Annotated in this window: 14 protein-coding genes and 2 pseudogenes; 5 read left to right on the forward strand and 11 right to left on the reverse strand. The window is 60.9% G+C overall.

What is annotated here, in order from left to right:
- Positions 1 to 602 precede the first annotated feature (602 nt).
- Positions 603 to 1,013, forward strand: coding sequence for a hypothetical protein (locus BKK81_RS33715; RefSeq protein ID WP_156811593.1), 411 nt, complete (start codon positions 603 to 605; stop codon positions 1,011 to 1,013).
- A 100-nt stretch (positions 1,014 to 1,113) separates the two neighbouring features.
- Here the strand turns inward: BKK81_RS33715 and BKK81_RS33720 are convergent.
- Positions 1,114 to 1,410: pseudogene (locus BKK81_RS33720) on the reverse strand (SDR family oxidoreductase); the annotation flags it as partial.
- Positions 1,411 to 1,680: 270 nt separating this feature from the next.
- Here BKK81_RS33720 and BKK81_RS36670 point away from each other — a divergent pair.
- The 4 genes from BKK81_RS36670 (at position 1,681) to BKK81_RS33735 (ending at position 2,884) form a co-directional block, all read left to right on the forward strand.
- Positions 1,681 to 1,821, forward strand: a complete 141-nt coding sequence (locus BKK81_RS36670; RefSeq protein WP_231908269.1) for a type II toxin-antitoxin system RelE/ParE family toxin — start codon at positions 1,681 to 1,683, stop codon at positions 1,819 to 1,821.
- Complete coding sequence (locus BKK81_RS36675) at positions 1,818 to 1,967, forward strand: hypothetical protein (RefSeq protein WP_231908270.1); 150 nt, start codon at positions 1,818 to 1,820, stop codon at positions 1,965 to 1,967. Before BKK81_RS36670 ends, BKK81_RS36675 begins: the two co-directional genes overlap by 4 nt.
- On the forward strand, positions 1,964 to 2,284 hold the full coding sequence (locus BKK81_RS33730) for a helix-turn-helix domain-containing protein (RefSeq protein ID WP_071023283.1): 321 nt from the start codon (positions 1,964 to 1,966) through the stop codon (positions 2,282 to 2,284). Before BKK81_RS36675 ends, BKK81_RS33730 begins: the two co-directional genes overlap by 4 nt.
- A 351-nt stretch (positions 2,285 to 2,635) precedes the next feature.
- A complete protein-coding gene (locus BKK81_RS33735) occupies positions 2,636 to 2,884 on the forward strand; it encodes a hypothetical protein (protein WP_071023286.1) in 249 nt (82 codons plus the stop codon).
- Positions 2,885 to 3,170: 286 nt separating this feature from the next.
- Here the strand turns inward: BKK81_RS33735 and BKK81_RS33740 are convergent.
- The 10 genes and pseudogenes from BKK81_RS33740 to BKK81_RS33775 form a co-directional block, all read right to left on the reverse strand.
- Positions 3,171 to 4,201, reverse strand: a pseudogene (locus tag BKK81_RS33740) (IS481 family transposase).
- 108 nt (positions 4,202 to 4,309) lie between these two features.
- Positions 4,310 to 4,651, reverse strand: coding sequence for a transposase (locus tag BKK81_RS37185; protein ID WP_083384905.1), 342 nt, complete (start codon positions 4,649 to 4,651; stop codon positions 4,310 to 4,312).
- Between the two features lie 210 nt (positions 4,652 to 4,861).
- The gene (locus tag BKK81_RS35890; RefSeq protein WP_156811594.1) at positions 4,862 to 5,149 is read right to left on the reverse strand and encodes a hypothetical protein; all 288 of its coding nucleotides are present in this window, start codon (positions 5,147 to 5,149) and stop codon (positions 4,862 to 4,864) included.
- A 337-nt stretch (positions 5,150 to 5,486) separates the two neighbouring features.
- Positions 5,487 to 5,735, reverse strand: a complete 249-nt coding sequence (locus BKK81_RS33745; protein WP_071023289.1) for an acyl carrier protein — start codon at positions 5,733 to 5,735, stop codon at positions 5,487 to 5,489.
- A complete protein-coding gene (locus tag BKK81_RS33750; protein WP_071023457.1) occupies positions 5,732 to 6,829 on the reverse strand; it encodes a dihydrolipoamide acetyltransferase family protein in 1,098 nt (365 codons plus the stop codon). Before BKK81_RS33750 ends, BKK81_RS33745 begins: the two co-directional genes overlap by 4 nt.
- Positions 6,830 to 6,889: 60 nt before the next feature.
- Complete coding sequence (locus tag BKK81_RS33755) at positions 6,890 to 7,864, reverse strand: alpha-ketoacid dehydrogenase subunit beta (RefSeq protein ID WP_071023291.1); 975 nt, start codon at positions 7,862 to 7,864, stop codon at positions 6,890 to 6,892.
- Positions 7,861 to 8,883 (reverse strand): pyruvate dehydrogenase (acetyl-transferring) E1 component subunit alpha, encoded by a 1,023-nt coding sequence (pdhA, locus tag BKK81_RS33760; RefSeq protein WP_071023294.1) that lies wholly within the window; start codon positions 8,881 to 8,883, stop codon positions 7,861 to 7,863. The genes BKK81_RS33755 and pdhA overlap by 4 nt, the downstream gene beginning before the upstream one ends.
- Positions 8,880 to 10,649, reverse strand: a complete 1,770-nt coding sequence (gene acsA / locus BKK81_RS33765; protein WP_071023297.1) for an acetate--CoA ligase — start codon at positions 10,647 to 10,649, stop codon at positions 8,880 to 8,882. The genes pdhA and acsA overlap by 4 nt, the downstream gene beginning before the upstream one ends.
- A gap of 221 nt (positions 10,650 to 10,870) precedes the next feature.
- The gene (locus BKK81_RS33770; protein ID WP_071023460.1) at positions 10,871 to 13,690 is read right to left on the reverse strand and encodes an AMP-binding protein; all 2,820 of its coding nucleotides are present in this window, start codon (positions 13,688 to 13,690) and stop codon (positions 10,871 to 10,873) included.
- Positions 13,674 to 15,449: an AMP-binding protein gene (locus BKK81_RS33775; protein ID WP_231908271.1), complete on the reverse strand. Its 1,776-nt coding sequence runs from the start codon at positions 15,447 to 15,449 to the stop codon at positions 13,674 to 13,676. Before BKK81_RS33775 ends, BKK81_RS33770 begins: the two co-directional genes overlap by 17 nt.
- Positions 15,450 to 15,635 lie beyond the last annotated feature (186 nt).

A 15,635-nucleotide genomic window follows, 5' to 3' on the forward strand; every position in this document is an offset into this window, starting at 1 on the left:
TTCGCGCTGCGCGCGGAGGCGGAAGACCGGTTCAGGACCCTTGGCAGCACGGCGATAATCCAGCGGCAGCGTTGCGACGGACATCGATGATGCTACAAGTATTGTCGCCTTCGAGCAAAATGTACGTGCTTCTGACCTCAAACTCTCAAATCAGCCACTACGCACGCCGTAGCCGTCCAAATGCGGACATAAAAGCACCTGACATTACCCCTCACGATCGTCGCACTGACTCAGTGCGTGCCAAGCACCGTCCGGCGCGCGTCAAGACAGTTGTCGCCTCGTTCATGCAGCCAAACGCTGTTCTCCAGCACTTGGCTTGATGCCGCTAGGCACGGCAATTTCGCGCTCCGGGTTAAGCGTGACGATGCCTATGGGCGACCAATCTCACGTGTTGCGTGACCAGCGACGAGGGTTGTGGTGACCCTACACCGGAATTAGTACCGTCCAGAAGTAGCGATTTCCGGCGTCTGCCTGGCCCCCAAAATCAACGCAGCGATTCCAGAGCCCGCATGATGCTTACCCCTCTTCATTGGGAGGGCATACGCAAGGGGGGATGAAAAACCCCTATCTTGTTTAGGGGTAATCGACTCGGCAACTCCACCATGAGCTTGTTGCACTCTCCAGAGCATAGGGGCTCCCCGCACCTATGCTTTTTTTTGGTGCGCCCGACAGGGTGCACTCATTTGAGGGTGAAAGTCCCTTATCACGACCGCGCGCTCAAGCCCTCGCGCGTGCTGGAGACCCGTGAACTGCAGATCGCGCTCGGGCTGGTCGCCGCCGGCGAAGGTGTATCGATCGTGCCGAAGAGCGCGTACGGCCTGAAACGCGACGACATTGCCGACAAGGACCTGGACGACGATAAGCTGGTGTCGCCGATCATCATGAGCATGTGCATGCTCGACGAATCCGAGGACATCGAACGCATGCTGCGCCTGATCTACGATCGCTACGGCGAAGGGGCGATGGAGTACCAGGCGCCCGGCGACCGTGCCGGCAAGCCGCCGCAAGCGTAGGCAGGGCGGGCCGGAGCGGCTCGAGCGCGCCTGCAGTGCAACTGCGGCGGCGATTTCCCCATTGCGGCGAAGCGTGCCGCCGCAGCCGCGCGCCCGCCGTTCAGCCGGTATCGCTGCCCGCGACCGGCAGCAGGCTGTCGGTGATGTAGCTCGCCTCGTCGGAGGTAAGGAACAGGATGGGCGCGACCTGCTCGTCGAGAATGCCATAGCGCTTGAGGAAGGCCGAACCGGTCACCGGCTGCACAGCGTCGTCCATCCGCGCCTTCTCCTGCTCGCTGCCTCCGGCGGCACTGCGCGGGATCCGTCGCGGCGGTGCCTGGGTGCCGCCCGGCGCGGTCGCGATGACGCGGATATTGTGCTCCACTTACTCCATCGCCAGCGCCTGCGTGAGCGCGTTGCCGGATAGCCACAGCAATAAGAAAGCGCCACCGGCAACCAAGACGTTATGAAGAAGCTCGATCCGACTCTCCGCTTACTCCCGACACACGCGCGCTCACATAGCCCCAGCCCGATATGTGCTTCATACATTACCATTATGTCTGCGAAGTGTCGTCTAGAAAATCGGCTTACGAAGCCGATCACCCTCACACCTTGAATTCTTATAGAATCAGATTTAATCAAACAATAGTTCACAAAAGCTAGCTATAAGAAGCCCTTCAGTCAGTTTTTGAAGAAAGCGCATAAGCCACTTCAACTGGCTATTGAGGACGAAGTGGAAGTGGTCTGCGACAATCAGGACGTCGGGGAAGCGAGGGTGGGTGATCTCGCGGGGGTCTTGGTCCACAAGTTCAACCGTCAGGATACTTGATTGCCTATCGCCCCCCCCTCACCCCGGAGAAGCGGGCTGAAGGCATCGAGGTGGATCTGTTGTGGATCGATTTTTACCAGGTGGGCTCGCATGAGAACTTTCATAGCGAGCTCAAGAAGTACCTGAAGGCAGAAAGGAAAGCATGAACATCATGATCGCAGAAGAGCTGATGCAGAGCCTTGGCAAGATGCCCGCACAAGAGCGGGTGAAGTTTTTCGCCCTGGTGGGTCAACAGGCCTTCCGCGACGAGAACGTGAGCCACGAGGAGGTCTTCGGCCATTTGGCAGACGACGACTTCACGGTAGCCGAAGCCGCCGAATACCTAGAGGTCTCAATGGCTACTTTTCGTCGCTTCGTGCGCGATGGCAAGTTGGCGGCCCATGCCGAAGTTGGCCGCAACCAGTTATTTGCCGTGGCTGATCTGAAAGCGTTCAAGCGACAACGCAAAGCTGTCAAGGGCTGAGTAAATAAGACTGACAACGCGAGGGGCGATTCGGTGCCATTTGGCTCGCTTTTGCAACTGGAAAGGGGCAGGGTTGTGCGTCTACGCGTCTGGCGGGATGTCGGCGGATGAGCGCACCGCTATGGAGCACAACATGGAGCGGGACTAGCACCATAAGCGCCCTGGCTGCCCAACCGCTCAGGCTCACCGCTGTCGAATTCTAATAGCTTCGCGGCATTCCGCCCCAAGCCGAGTGGTTCGACGCCACGTTCTTGCGCCAAGGTTTGCAAGCCTATTGCTCAATAGTTCGTCACTCAGGGCAATTCATAAGTCGGACGACAGGGGCTGCTGACGGAACTTGAGGGAGAATCGATGAGCACAATCACGCCGATCTACGAAAAGACTCCAGTGGGCAGCACCATGCTGATCTCGGCCACCCCTGAGGTGATCGCCGGCGGGGGAGAGTCCGCGCCGCACGCACACCTGGAGCGTTTCGCCGCACTCGTCGCTGACCTGGAAGCGCTGGAGCAACAGGGTAAGGTCAAAATCATCTTGCGCCACCGGGAAAACCAGACAGGACAGCAATTTGTCGATCTGCTGCGCTTCCAGCGTCTGGCGTAGACACAAAACCCGCCCCGGCGGGGCTAATGAGCGGGTAAGGCCACGGCGTCGCCGCCGTAGCCTCCCCGAAGAACCGTACGTGCGAGTTTCCCCGCATACGGCTCAAGCATCCCCAAATCACTTCAATGGGGTGACCGGCGCCAAATTACCGACGCCTGTAAATTGCAATGTCGAGGTTCTCCCGCCGAGGCGGAAGGTGCAGACACCGCGGGCGGTGCTCTCTCATGTGTATTAGCTATGACTCGATCTGACATGTGGCTGGACTGCTGAATCGGCACCCACCGATTCAATGAGGAACGAGCTTTTCCTTGGCGAGTTCTAGCGAGTCAAGAAAGGTGCGCATTGGCGTCTTGCCATAGCACCATCGTCCCTGATGTTCGCGCTCGTTGTTGTACTGGTCAAGCCAGGTGTCGAGGTCTTCCTGCAAGGCTGGGATCGATTCATAGACCTTCCTGCGAAAGGCAACCCGGTAGAACTCGTTGAGCATGGTCTTGTGCAATCGCTCCACGATGCCGTTGGTCTGTGGTGACCTGGCCCGCGTGCGGGTATGGTCGATGTTCTCCACGGCCAGATAGAGCTCGTACTCGTGGTGCTCCGGATTGCCGCAATACTCCGTGCCGCGATCGGTCAGCACCCGCGCCAGCGGAATGCCGTGACCGTCGAAGAATGGCAGCACACGATCGTTGAGCAGGTCGAGCGGTGTCTTGCGGTCGTAGAGCTTGGCGAAGGCCACCTTCGAATAGGTGTCGACGAAGGTCCGCTGGTAGACGCGGCCGACGCCCTTGAGGGTGCCCACGTAGAAGGTGTGTCCGGGGCACCGCAGTAACCGGGGCACTCGGACTCGAATTCACCGTGAGTTTCCTTCTCCAGCTTGGCGCGCTCGAGCGCGGCCAACTGCGCTTCGGTCAGTACCAGCCCTTCCTGGGCCGACTTGGCTTCCAGCGCCTTCAGGCGCTTCTTCATGGTCTCGAGGTCGTGGCGCAGCCAGATGCTGCGAACTCCCTGTGGCGAGACATGCAAGGCATGCCGCTTGAGAACTTCGTTGGCAATCCGGACCTGACCGTAGGCGGGCAACTCCAGCGCCAGATTCACCACTGCGCTCTCGACTTCGGGATCGACGCGGTTCTTGTGCAACGGGCGACGCCGAGAGATCTCCTGCAGTGCCGCCTCACCGCCGCGATCGTACAACTCCTTGAAGCGGTAGAAGCTGTCGCGCGAATAGCCCATCACACGGCAGGCCTGGCTGACATTGCCCAATTGCCGAGCCAGTTCGAGTATGCCGACCTTGGCGCGGATGACTTTCTGTTCCTGAGTCATGGCGGACTCCTTGTGAATCCCGCTGCACTGCGACGCTTCGGGCTACGCCCTCGGCGCCGCCGTGCAGCGGCTCGAGAAACCAACCACTGTCAGATTAAGTCTAGTCTTTCACATGTCAAGGTAGTTGTCGCGTCCGTCGCTATGCTGCCTCTCGGTAGGCGTCAGCTTGTCTGAGGAGTCTTTCCGGGTTGAGGCAGACGGCGTCCTGCAGCACCAATCCCGGTTTTTTCTCGACCAATGCTGTGAATGAAGCGTACGCGCGCGGCCTGGCACAACTCTTCCTTGCTTCCTGGCCTCGGCCCGCCAAGTGCGCAGCGTCACCGTTGTGACGCCCGTTTCCTTGACCAACTCGATGACCGATCGATTCAAGGGCGACATCATCTGCTCAACCACCCACTCCCGGTACTCCGCTGGATAGCGTTTCACCTTCCAACCGCCACCGCCCTCCATTGTCTTTCATCGAATTAGACGGGGCGACAACTATCCTGACATGGGGGGGAATCCACAAAAGAAAAAGCCCCAGCAAGGTAACGGGGGCTGAAAGGGAACGGGACGTGTCGAACACCCCCTAATAACTGTATACTCGATGAGCGGGAGCGGCCACCCACCAAAAGTGGCATATCAGTGCCCGTCAGTGAGCGTGCTCCTGCGCATACTCTCTCATGCAGCGAATGATCGCCTCCGAATCGACTGAGGTGATTCCGGCCCCATGGCGATGACCGTCTGCTCATCGGTTGTGGCCTCGGCCATCAGTATGGCGCTTCGGGCGTCGCCATATCGGAACTCGTCAATAATTCTTGCGGCTGTGCCGTCGAGGCTATTCAGTATTTCGAGCGGATCAATGTGTCCAGCCGACCTCTTGGTTTCACTGCCCTTGATATGAGCGACCAGAAGCGGCTCATGGGCGGGTAGGTGTTCGATTGCTGCAAATGCTTCTTCGAGGGTCATGGAATTTCTCTGTGGCACATGCACATCCTACACTGCTGGCCCACTTCAGAGGTCGTTTCAAAAAGAGCTGCTGGGCAAGCGGCGGAATGCGCAATCGGCGCCGGAGACAGTTGCCTCTCCGCCATGGTCTCGGCACTAACCCGGGTTCCCGTCGAGGAAGAGTCATTCGGCTACGGCGTGACTGTGGCGTCGACGGCGCTGCTGAGCGCCGGTACCGCGCTTTGCTTACGACAGGGCACCATCAAGAGGTACCAGGATCTGGTGCTGCAACCGTGAGGTGAAGGCGTTTGGCCCGGATGACGACCACGCGTTCGTGCAAGAAAGCCGCAGGGAAATGTCAGCAGTTGGCCGCCGACTCCAGGTAGGAAACGATGTCATCCAGCGTAACCAGGCGCGCATAGTCCGATTCCGGGATCTCGACTTGCAACTTCTCGTGAAGCCCAATTAAGAAATTCAGCCAGTCCATGGAATCGAGATCGACCTGCCTACGCAGGGGGCGGTCGGGGTGCAACGTGGCCGGTTCGATCTCCGGCGCTATCCCCTGCAGCGTTGCCAGGACAACGGCGCGAATGGGAGTACCCTTCATCTGTCGAGCTCCTCCGGTAGTTGCAGCGCATCACGCAAGCCAGCCAGGTACATGGCACCGCGGTGGCCGTCGGAGACGCGGTGATCCGCCGACAGGCTGGCGGTGACGCCTGGTGCGATACGCAAGGCGCCGTCTTCCGCCCATGGCTGATCCACGATCCGACCGAATCCCACCAGCGCTACCTGTGGCGGATAGATGACACCGAAGACCTGGGCCACCCCCTGGTCTCCCAGGTTGGTGACTGTCACTGTTGGCTCGATCAGCTCAGCACTCCGCAACGAGCCGGCCCGGCAACGCTTCACGAGGTCTGCCAGCTCCCGCATCAACTGCTCGACCGGCTTGCGGTCGGCATCCATCAGCGCAGGGGCGGCCAGGCCGCCCTGGCGCAGCGATATCGCTACGCCGACATGGACGCTGGCTGCCGACTCGAACTTCCCATCGCGGAAGAATCCATTGAGTTCCGGGAAGGCTCTTAGTGCCACTGCCACCGCCTTGATCAGCAGCGCGGCCGGCAGTATGCGTTCCGCAACGCTACGCTTGGCGTTCACACGATCCAGCCATGCCAAAGCGATCCGCAATGGAATGTTCTCGGCCACATAGTAGTGCGGGATCTCCCGCTTGCTCCGCGCCATCGCCGAGGCAATGGTTTTACGGATCTCCGCTGAGCGGGCGGTCGTCGCCGTAGCCAAGCTTTTTCCTCCGCGTTGTACGTCGGCCAGCGTAACCGCGCCCTCCGGCCCGGTTCCAGCCAGTGCCTCGGCGTCTATTCCCTTCTCCCGAGCTAACCTACGTGCCGCCGGCGTTACCGCACGACGACGCCCCGTGACGGCCGCTATCCGCACGGTTCCCGGCATTTCGCCTTCTTCGAGAAGGGTCGTCATCAGCGTGCCGACTGGCATCTTGGTGCCTGGAGACACCAGCAACTCTCCCACAGTTCCATCGTGCCAGGTCTCGACGTCGATCGCCGCCTTGCTCGTGTCGACGACGGCAATGACCTGCCCCTTCTTCACTCGATCGCCAGGTTGAACGACCCACTCGAGCAATGTGCCCTCGTCCATGTCGGCGCCCAGTGCGGGAAGTCGGAACTCAATCACGCAATGCTCCAGAAAGCTGAGCACAAGTCTGGCGCATCAGGGAAGGGGCTGCAGCATCCATCAGGAAACCAGCTGACTTGCCGCCGCCACGATCTTGTCGGTCTGTGGCAGTGCGGCGTCTTCCATGTGTCGCGCATATGGGATTGGCACCTCCATCGTACAGACCCTTGCAAGCGGCGCGTCCAATTCGTAGAAAATCTGCTCGACGATGCGCGCCATGACCTCGGAGGCGAGGCTGACACTGCGCCAGCCTTCGTCCACGATGACTGCGCGGCGGCACTTGGCAACCGATGCCATGATGGTCGAGTCGTCGAGCGGGCGCAGCACGCGCAAATCAACTACTTCGGCGTCGATGCCGGCGCCGGAGAGCTGTTCAGCGGCCCGCATGGTCTTGGGCAGGCATCCGCCGTAGGCGATCAGCGTCACATCCTTCCCAGGACGCCGCACGCAAGCCGAGCGGATATCCACTGTGGAGGCTTCCGGAATGTCACCCTCCACGTTGTATAGCCCCGCATGCTCGAAGATCAAGACCGGATCCGGGTCAGCCAGTGCCGGCGCCAGCATGCGGCGCGCGTCCTCGACTGTTGCGGGAGCCAAAACCCTGATGCCTGGAATGCCCGCATACCAGCCTTCGAAGCTGTGCGAATGCTGCGCGGCTACCTGTCGGCCTGCGCCGGTGGCCATTCGGATCACCAGCGGCACGGAGAACTGCCCGCCGGACATATGCCTGTACAGCGCGGCCGTATTGATGATCTGATCGAGCGCCAGCAGGCTGAAGTTGACGGTCATGATTTCAACGATGGGCCGCATGCCCCCTAATGCGGCTCCAATTCCAGCGCCCGTGAAACCGAGTTCGGACAGCGGCGTGTCACGAACTCGCTCGGGGCCAAACTCGGCTAGCAACCCCTTTGAAACGGCATAGCTGCCCCCGTAGCGACCCACATCTTCTCCCATGAGGAAGACACGCGGATCCTGGAGAAGCGCTTCGCGTAGAGCTTCGCGTACGGCTTCACGGTAACTGAGATGTACACTCATGGCGCACCGCCTTCGGGAAAATAGACGTCGCGCAACAGCGCTTCGACCGGCTCCCAGGTTCCCGCTTCAGCAAAGGCCACAGCTTCAGCAACTTCCGCACCAGCAGCGGCGTCCAGCGAGAGGAATTCGTCTTCCGTCAGTTTACCTTCCGCCTTCAGACGGGCCGTAAACGTGTGAATGGGGCCACGGGCCTTCCAAGCCTCCACCTCGACCGGATCGCGATAAAGGTCCGGATCGTACATGGAGTGAGCACGGAAACGATACGTGCGGCACTCCATGAAAACCGGGCCGGCGCCCTGTCGGACGCGGGCGGCGGCTTCTTTTGCCGCACCGTATACGGCCACCACGTCCATGCCGTCCGCCGTGACCGCAGGCATGCCGTAGGACGCTGCCTTGACGCAGAGGTCCGTCTGCGCTTCATGACGCTCGAGCGCAGTGCCCATCGCGTAGAGATTGTTCTCGCAGCAAAACAGGAGGGGCAGCCTCCAAAGTGCAGCCAGGTTCATAGCTTCGTGGAATGCACCCTCGGCCACAGCTCCATCGCCGAAGAAGCAAGCAGTGATGCTGGCGCTGCCCTGCATCCTATCTGCAAGAGCCAATCCCACCGCCAACGGCAAGCCACCGCCAACGATGGCGTTCCCGCCGAAGAGCTTGTGGAAGCGATCAAACAAATGCATGGAGCCGCCTCGGCCCCGGGCGCAACCTTCTTGCTTGCCGTACATTTCTGCCACGAGCGGTCCCATACCCATGCCGCGCATCAATGCGTGCCCATGCTCGCGATAGGTAGCAACCACGTTGTCTTCAACCGCGAGCGCATGCAGTGCCCCCACACAAACCGCTTCCTCGCCGACATACAGGTGCAGGAAACCACGGATCTTGCCTTCGCCATAGAGCTCGGCGCACCTTTCTTCGAGGCGGCGGATGCGTAGCATGTCACGCAGTAGACTCAGCGCAAAGCCCTTTTCATAAGGCACTGTTCCGGTCGGTGGCGGCGGTGCGGGATGGTCGATCGGCGTCATGAGCCTGCCTCGAGTGTGGAAGTGTCGCCCTCGGGAAGACCAAGCTCGCGTGCCTTGAGCAGACGACGCATGATCTTGCCGCTGCGCGTCCGCGGCAATGTCGGAAGGAACGCAATCTCCTTCGGTGCAACTGCTGCACCTAGGCGGCTGCGACCATGGGCGATGAGTTCCATGCGTAGTGCGTCGCTCGGTTCGAAGCTACTGTTAAGCGAAACAAACGCCTTTACGACTTCCCCGACCACCGGGTCAGGCTTTCCGATTACGCCGGCCTCCGCGACGGCGGGATGCTCCATCAGCGCACTTTCGACCTCAAACGGGCCAATCAGGTGTCCTGCCGATTTGATCACGTCATCCGTGCGCCCGATGAACCAAAAGTAGCCGTCAGCATCGCGCCGCACCATGTCTCCGGTCAGGTACCAGTCGCCCGAAAAGCTCTTTTGGTAGCGCTCATCGTCATTCAGATAGCCTCGGAACATGGATGGCCAGCCACGCTTGAGCGCCAATTCTCCCTCGGTCCCGGGAATCTCGAGCACTTCCGCAACGCCATCGGCAAGCCGCCGGACGACTGCCGCTTCCACCCCGGGAAGCGGCCTGCCCATCGAGCCCGGCTTGATGTCAAAGGCGGCCGTGTTCGCGATCATGATGCCGCCGGTTTCGGTTTGCCACCAATTGTCGTGGATCGGCAGGCCCAGGACATCCCTGCCCCACCATACGGCTTCCGGATTCAATGGTTCACCAACGCTGGCAACGAACCGCAGATGTGGGAAGGCAAGCGCGTTTGCCAAGTCGGCGCCGGCCTTCATCAACATGCGGATAGCAGTCGGCGCTGTGTACCAAACCGTGACCGACTGTTCGGCCAGAATCCGATACCAGCGTTCTGCGTCGAAATCTCCCGGATCGACGATTGAACTGATGCCATGCAACAGCGGCGCGATGGCGCCATAGGACGTGCCGGTCACCCAACCCGGATCCGCCGTGCACCAATAAACGTCCTCAGGATGAAGATCGAGCGCGTATTTCCCGGTGGCCCAGTGCGTCGCCACGGCGCCATGCACATGGATGGCGCCCTTCGGTCTTCCTGTCGTACCGCTGGTGAAATGCAATAGCGCCATATCTTCGCCCGAGGTCGGCGTCATGACACACGTTTCTGACGCAGAGCGCATTAACGAAGCGAAGTCCAGCGTTCCATTAATAGCGGTCGCCCCCCCCTCTTCGGCGACCAGCAGGACATATTTCAAGCTAGGTATGCGGCTTCGCCATTTCTCCACCTTTTGCAAAAAAAGCCGATCGGTAGTGACCAGCACCGCACCCTGCCCCAAATTTAGCCTTGTGGCGATGGGCTCTGGCCCAAAGGCGGAGAACAATGGCGACACCACCGTGCCGTTTTTCAGCGCGCCGAAAAGAGTCGTATACAGCTCAGGGAGCCTGTCACACAGGATAAAAAGCCTGTCTCCCTTTGTCACGCCGAGTCCACGCAACACATTGCAGAAGCGATTGGTGAGGCTAGCAAGCTCCGCATAGCTGATCGACTGCGCTCTCGATCCGCTACGAGATAGATGATGAAAAGCAATCTTATTTCCGATGCCGCCTTGTGCGTGCCGGTCGATCGCCTGCCAGGCGATGTTCATGCCGCCATCAGGCTGCACGGCAAGCGTGCTGCGAACGCTCTCCCACGAAAACTGCCGGCACGCCTGCGCATAATCGACAAGGTTCGGCGTCACAAGCGTGTCCGCTAGCGTCTTGTGGATAATGGGTAACGGATTCATGTTTCCATCCAGAGGTCCGATACAGCGTATTCCGCGCCGTTGCGCTCGAGCGGCGTAGCGGTTACATCGCGCCCTCAAAAGTTCAACCGCCTTGCTAGCCGCCTCCTACAGTGCGGTTAAGTATGGCTTGCGGTATTCCTGCCGGCTTGATAAAAGTCAAGCGTGCGAGAGCGGCGCACTGGATCGTCGGACCGCCTCCTGCCCTGATCCGGTCGATCGGGTCATTCCTCCGTAGTATCCGGCTCGTCCAACCTGGCGCGGATTGCTTGGCGTGCCAAGTCACGTAGCTGCAACAGTGAAGGCCAGTCGTCTCCTGGCGCGTGCACAGCCTGCCCGGCCAAGACCGCTAGGTGCGTCCGGCTTGGCCACCAGCGCCCATCCCGCAGCAAGGAGCGGGTCCCGACCAGCGTGATAGGCACGATTGGCATCTGCGCACGGGCGGCGCACAGGAACGCACCCAGCCGGAATGGCATCAGACCCGGCTCGCGTCGGAAAGTCCCCTCTGGGAAGAAGACGAGAGACTCGCCCGCCCGAGCACGCTGCTCAAGGACAACGGTGTCCTCAACGCCGCGCTCAGGGTCGAAGCGCTCAACGAAGGCGCAGCCCAAGTGACGCAACAAGAGGGCCAGAGCGCTACTCTGCAGCAGTTCCTGCTTGGCCACAAAAGTGAAGTGGGCGGGCAACACTGCCGTCAACAGCAGCACGTCGGTATAGCTGGCGTGATTGGCCACGATCACGACAGGCCTGTTCCGGTCGAGCTCAGACAGCCCTTCAGTTCGGGGAATCAGGCCCGTCAACATCAAACCAAGGTGCGCAGCACGGCGTGCGACGGCGCGACATGAGGCGCGACCGGGCAACAGCGCAATCAGCAGACATGCTGGCCCTCCCACCAGGGCAAGAGCCAACCATGCCCAGGCGCCCCACATCCAGCCACCGACTTTCTGCTGAAACCGCGAAACACGGATGCGCGCGCCAGCCACAACAAGGTTCAACAGCTGTCGCCACGGCGCCTTTGGCGCACCGCCAAGTTCTCCGCGCTCGTATAGTTCACGACAAGCGGCGCGGCGCAGCTTTCCGCTCGACGTCTTGAGCACCGTGCGCGGTGGCACAAGCAGGATCTCGTCAACGGGCATACCCATGAGGTCGACCGCCAAGTGCGCGATATCGCCACGCATGCGCGCGTGCTCAGCGTCATCCTGTGTGCGAGTCTCGGCCAGCACGATCAGCCGTTCGGTGCCGCTGCGCGCATCGGTGGCCGGGAACACCGCCACGCTGCCCTTGCGGACGCCCACCAACTGTCCGATGGCTTCTTCCAGCTCTTGCGGAAACCAGTGCTGTCCCGCGCGAATTATGATGTCCTTGAGGCGCCCGGTCAGATAGAGTTCGCCTCCCGCGAGATAGCCCATGTCGCCCGTCCTTAACCACTGACCATCGAACAGGCCGGCAGTGGCCGCCGGATTGCGGAAGTAGCCTGTGGTGGCAGATGGGCCGCGGAATTCCACATGTCCAAGCGTGCGCTCAGGTAACTCGCGGCCGGCCGCGTCGGCAATACGGATCTGGTGGCCGGGCAGCGGCAGTCCGCTGGAGACCAACCTGAGAGCGTACCGTTTGTCAGACTCCGGGGCTCGCGCAATACCGCGGCGTGCCAGGGCGTCGCGATCGACTTCGTCGACGCGCGGGCCGCGCCCTGGGGGGGGGAAAGCCAGTCCGACCGCGCACTCGGCGAGACCGTAGACGGGCGCCATGGTGCCTCGGTTGAAGCCAAATCGGGCGAAACGCGCGGCGAATTTCTCCACCGTCTCGGGACTCACCGGCTCCGCACCGTTATACGCCACACGCCACGTATGCAGGTCCAGACCCACCAGGTCCGTTTCGTCTATCCTGCTGGCGCACAGTTCATAGGCAAAGTTCGGCGCCGCGGACAGCGTGCCGTGATTCTGGTGGATGGCCCATAGCCAGGAAGCGGGCCGCGCCAAGAAATCAGTGGGCGACAAAAGCACCAGTCGGAAGCCCACAAGGAGGCTACCCATACAAGCACCGATTAGGCCCATGTCATGGTACAGCGGCAACCACGACACGAAGACATCTGTCGCGCTGACGCGCGCAGCACGTTCCATCGCCCGCATGTTGGCGAGCAGGTTCGCGTGTGTCAGGACTACCCCTTTGGGGTTGCCTGTACTTCCCGACGTGTATTGTAGAAAGGCGATGTCGTCGGCCCCCCCCCGCCTCACGACGCTGGTCAGATTGCCGACGGCATGGAGGTCCGTAGCCGCCAGGATTCGGCGCAAGGACGGACACTGCGCATGAAGAAGGCGAAGCAGCGGTTTGGCCGGCGGCAGCGTGACCAGGATTGTCGCCTCGGCATTGGCTAGGATGCCAGCACTACGCCGCATGTGATCTTCAATCTGCGACAGGCGGGCCGGAGGATAGAGTGGCACTGGAACACACCCCGCATAGAGCGCGCCGAAGAAGACCTCGAAGAACTCGCGCCCAGTCGGCAACATAAGTGCCACCCGCTCGCCGGCACCCAGCCCTTGCTGCGTGAGGCCGGCGGCGACCGAGAGTGCGCCCATAAGAATCGACCGGTAGCTGAGCTCATCTGCCCCGGCGATAGCGGCGTATGGCTCGTCGCCATGCGCGGCCACATGCCAGTCGATCAGGTCCATCAGCGTAGCAGCACATTCGGGCGGACGATGGGAGGCCACAGTCCTGGCCGAGCCCGGCACAGGTGCTGCCGCTACCCGGGCGAGCCGGGCCGGGGCCTCCGCCTTTCCGGCGAGACGCAGCAGGTCACGGGGAGTTTCGGCGGCCATCAGCGCCTTCTCGTCGACCCTACTGTCGCAGACCCGCTCGACACGCGCCAGCAATTCGGTGCGCGCCAAGCTATCCAATCCAAAATCGCGTTCAAGCGAATCATCGAGCCCCAGCGTGTCGACTTCCGCCGCCCCTGGCCGCAACTCGGCGGCCAGGCGGCGCACGATGGCAAGCAGTTCTTGCGCATCGACAGTCGCGCGCGGTATGGAGTTATTCGTCTCGCTCATCTGGATCCCCTGCCGCGTCGCCACGATGGCTCTTTGGTGCGACTAACCCGGGTCCGATCCGGTGCTTACCCAGTTCGGAATGGACCAGTTCGGTCCGAAACTCGATGTGGCGAGGCACCTTGTACGCAATCAGCCGCGCCCTGCAGTGAGCGATGAGCGCTCCAGCCGATAGCGTGGGATCGTGCCGCACGACGAGCAGCTTGACAGCCTCGCCAGAGCGCGCGTCGGTAACCGCAACAGCACAGGCATCGCGCACCCCCGGGTGCTGCATGGCAACCTCCTCCACCTCCTTTGGATAGACCTTAAAGCCGGACACCACAATCACTTCCGCACAGCGCGCCAAGAAGCGAAAGCTGCCGAGCGCATCCATCTTCCCCAGGTCGCCAGTACGCAGCCAGCCGGCGGCATCGAGAACACTTGCCGTCTGCGCTGGAAGGTTCCAGTAGCCCCGCATGACCTGCGGCCCCTGCACGCAGATCTCTCCAGCCTGCCCAGGCGGTAGCGCTCGGCCCGTCTCGTCGCGAATCTCGACCCTTGTAGAGGGCAATGGCATCCCGATCATCCCCTCGCGCATTCGGCCGTCGACTGCGCCAACACAGACCACCGGCGCAGCCTCGGTTAGGCCATAGCCCTCTGTCAGAGCGATTCCTGTGGCTTGCAGCCAGCGCTGGGCTACCTCGGGCGTGACCGCCATGCCACCCGCGACAGCCAGCTTAAGTACACCTCGGTTTGCCGCACATGCAGCTTCGAAGCCCGGCGCATCGAGCAAGCGCCGGAACAAGGTATCCACCCCGCTGATCGCAGTAAAGCGGGTTGTACGCAAAGTACGCAGCAAAGCGTGGGAATCCCTCGGGTCAAGAATGAGCACATTGTTTCCACCCCACCGTACAAAGGTCAGCATGTTCGCCGTCAAGGCAAATATGTGATAAAGCGGCAGCGGCGTCACGACAACTTCCGAACCGGCATCCAAGACGCTACCGAGCCAGGCGGAAATCTGCTCAACATTGGCCAGCAGGTTGCCATGCGTTAGCACCACGCCTTTTGGCGTGCCTGTAGTTCCGCTTGTGTACTGCAATAAGGCGATATCTGCAGGCTTGAGTTCCGGTTTCTCCAATGCACGATTGTGGCCACGCCGCAGCGCCGTTCGCAGCCGAATCTCGCCCGACAGAGAGCTGTTCCGCACGCCATGTCCAATCCACTTGGCCATCAAGCTCATCAGGCAACCCCGCAGCGGCGGGAGAAGATCACCAACGTTGGTGGTCACAACAAGATGCAAGTCTGTCGTGCGAATAATCTCCTGCAACGTGTGTGTCGCGCCTTCAAGCACGATGATCCCCCGCGCGCCAGAATCGACCAGCCGTTGCTGCAGTTCGGAAGCCGGACAGAACGGATTGACATTCACCACCACCAAGCCGGCGCACAGCACGCCGAAGAAGGCTACCGGGTACTGCAAGAGGTTCGGGAGCATTATCGCAACTCGGTCACCAGGCCGCAGTCCCTCCTGCTGCAGAAAGGATGCGAGATCGCAGCTCAGTCGTTGCAAATCTGCGTAGGTAAGGGAGACGCGCTGTTGAGTAAAGGCTGGCTGCGCGGAATAGCGCCGGCAACTTTGCGACAGCATCTCTGGCAGCGAAGTTAAGAGAGAAAGGTCGATTTCTGCAGGCACGCCTTGTGGATAGTGTGCTAGCCATGCGGCCCGATGGTCGACCTCCCAAGGGTTGATATGCACATTCATTTCCTTTTTTCTTCCCTTTTTCATATTTCATGTCGCCCTGCACTTCGACCACCGCTCTCACCTTCTCCGCCAAGCGCAAGAATCCATGGCGCCCAATAAGGCACGTTTTCTTATTGCGCGATATCCAGGCAGATGCGGGCGCCGACCGGCGCCAGGAAGCGGGATGCCTTGCGCGATCTCGAGACTGCGGATCATTCCTCCAGAGTAGGT

Origin of the sequence: Cupriavidus sp. USMAHM13, assembly GCF_001854285.1 — a bacterium.
GTDB lineage: Bacteria > Pseudomonadota > Gammaproteobacteria > Burkholderiales > Burkholderiaceae > Cupriavidus > Cupriavidus malaysiensis.

What these genes read in the sequence shown, in the direction of transcription:
- BKK81_RS33715 (WP_156811593.1), top strand. Translation starts at nt 603, where the DNA reads ATGAGCTTGTTGCACTCTCCAGAGCATAGGGGCTCCCCGCACCTATGC.
- BKK81_RS33730 (WP_071023283.1), top strand. Translation starts at nt 1,964, where the DNA reads ATGAACATCATGATCGCAGAAGAGCTGATGCAGAGCCTTGGCAAGATG.
- BKK81_RS33735 (WP_071023286.1), top strand. Translation starts at nt 2,636, where the DNA reads ATGAGCACAATCACGCCGATCTACGAAAAGACTCCAGTGGGCAGCACC.
- BKK81_RS37185 (WP_083384905.1), bottom strand. Translation starts at nt 4,651, where the DNA reads ATGGAGGGCGGTGGCGGTTGGAAGGTGAAACGCTATCCAGCGGAGTAC.
- BKK81_RS35890 (WP_156811594.1), bottom strand. Translation starts at nt 5,149, where the DNA reads ATGACCCTCGAAGAAGCATTTGCAGCAATCGAACACCTACCCGCCCAT.
- BKK81_RS33745 (WP_071023289.1), bottom strand. Translation starts at nt 5,735, where the DNA reads ATGAAGGGTACTCCCATTCGCGCCGTTGTCCTGGCAACGCTGCAGGGG.
- BKK81_RS33755 (WP_071023291.1), bottom strand. Translation starts at nt 7,864, where the DNA reads ATGAGTGTACATCTCAGTTACCGTGAAGCCGTACGCGAAGCTCTACGC.
- pdhA (WP_071023294.1), bottom strand. Translation starts at nt 8,883, where the DNA reads ATGACGCCGATCGACCATCCCGCACCGCCGCCACCGACCGGAACAGTG.
- acsA (WP_071023297.1), bottom strand. Translation starts at nt 10,649, where the DNA reads ATGAATCCGTTACCCATTATCCACAAGACGCTAGCGGACACGCTTGTG.
- BKK81_RS33770 (WP_071023460.1), bottom strand. Translation starts at nt 13,690, where the DNA reads ATGAGCGAGACGAATAACTCCATACCGCGCGCGACTGTCGATGCGCAA.
- BKK81_RS33775 (WP_231908271.1), bottom strand. Translation starts at nt 15,449, where the DNA reads ATGAAAAAGGGAAGAAAAAAGGAAATGAATGTGCATATCAACCCTTGG.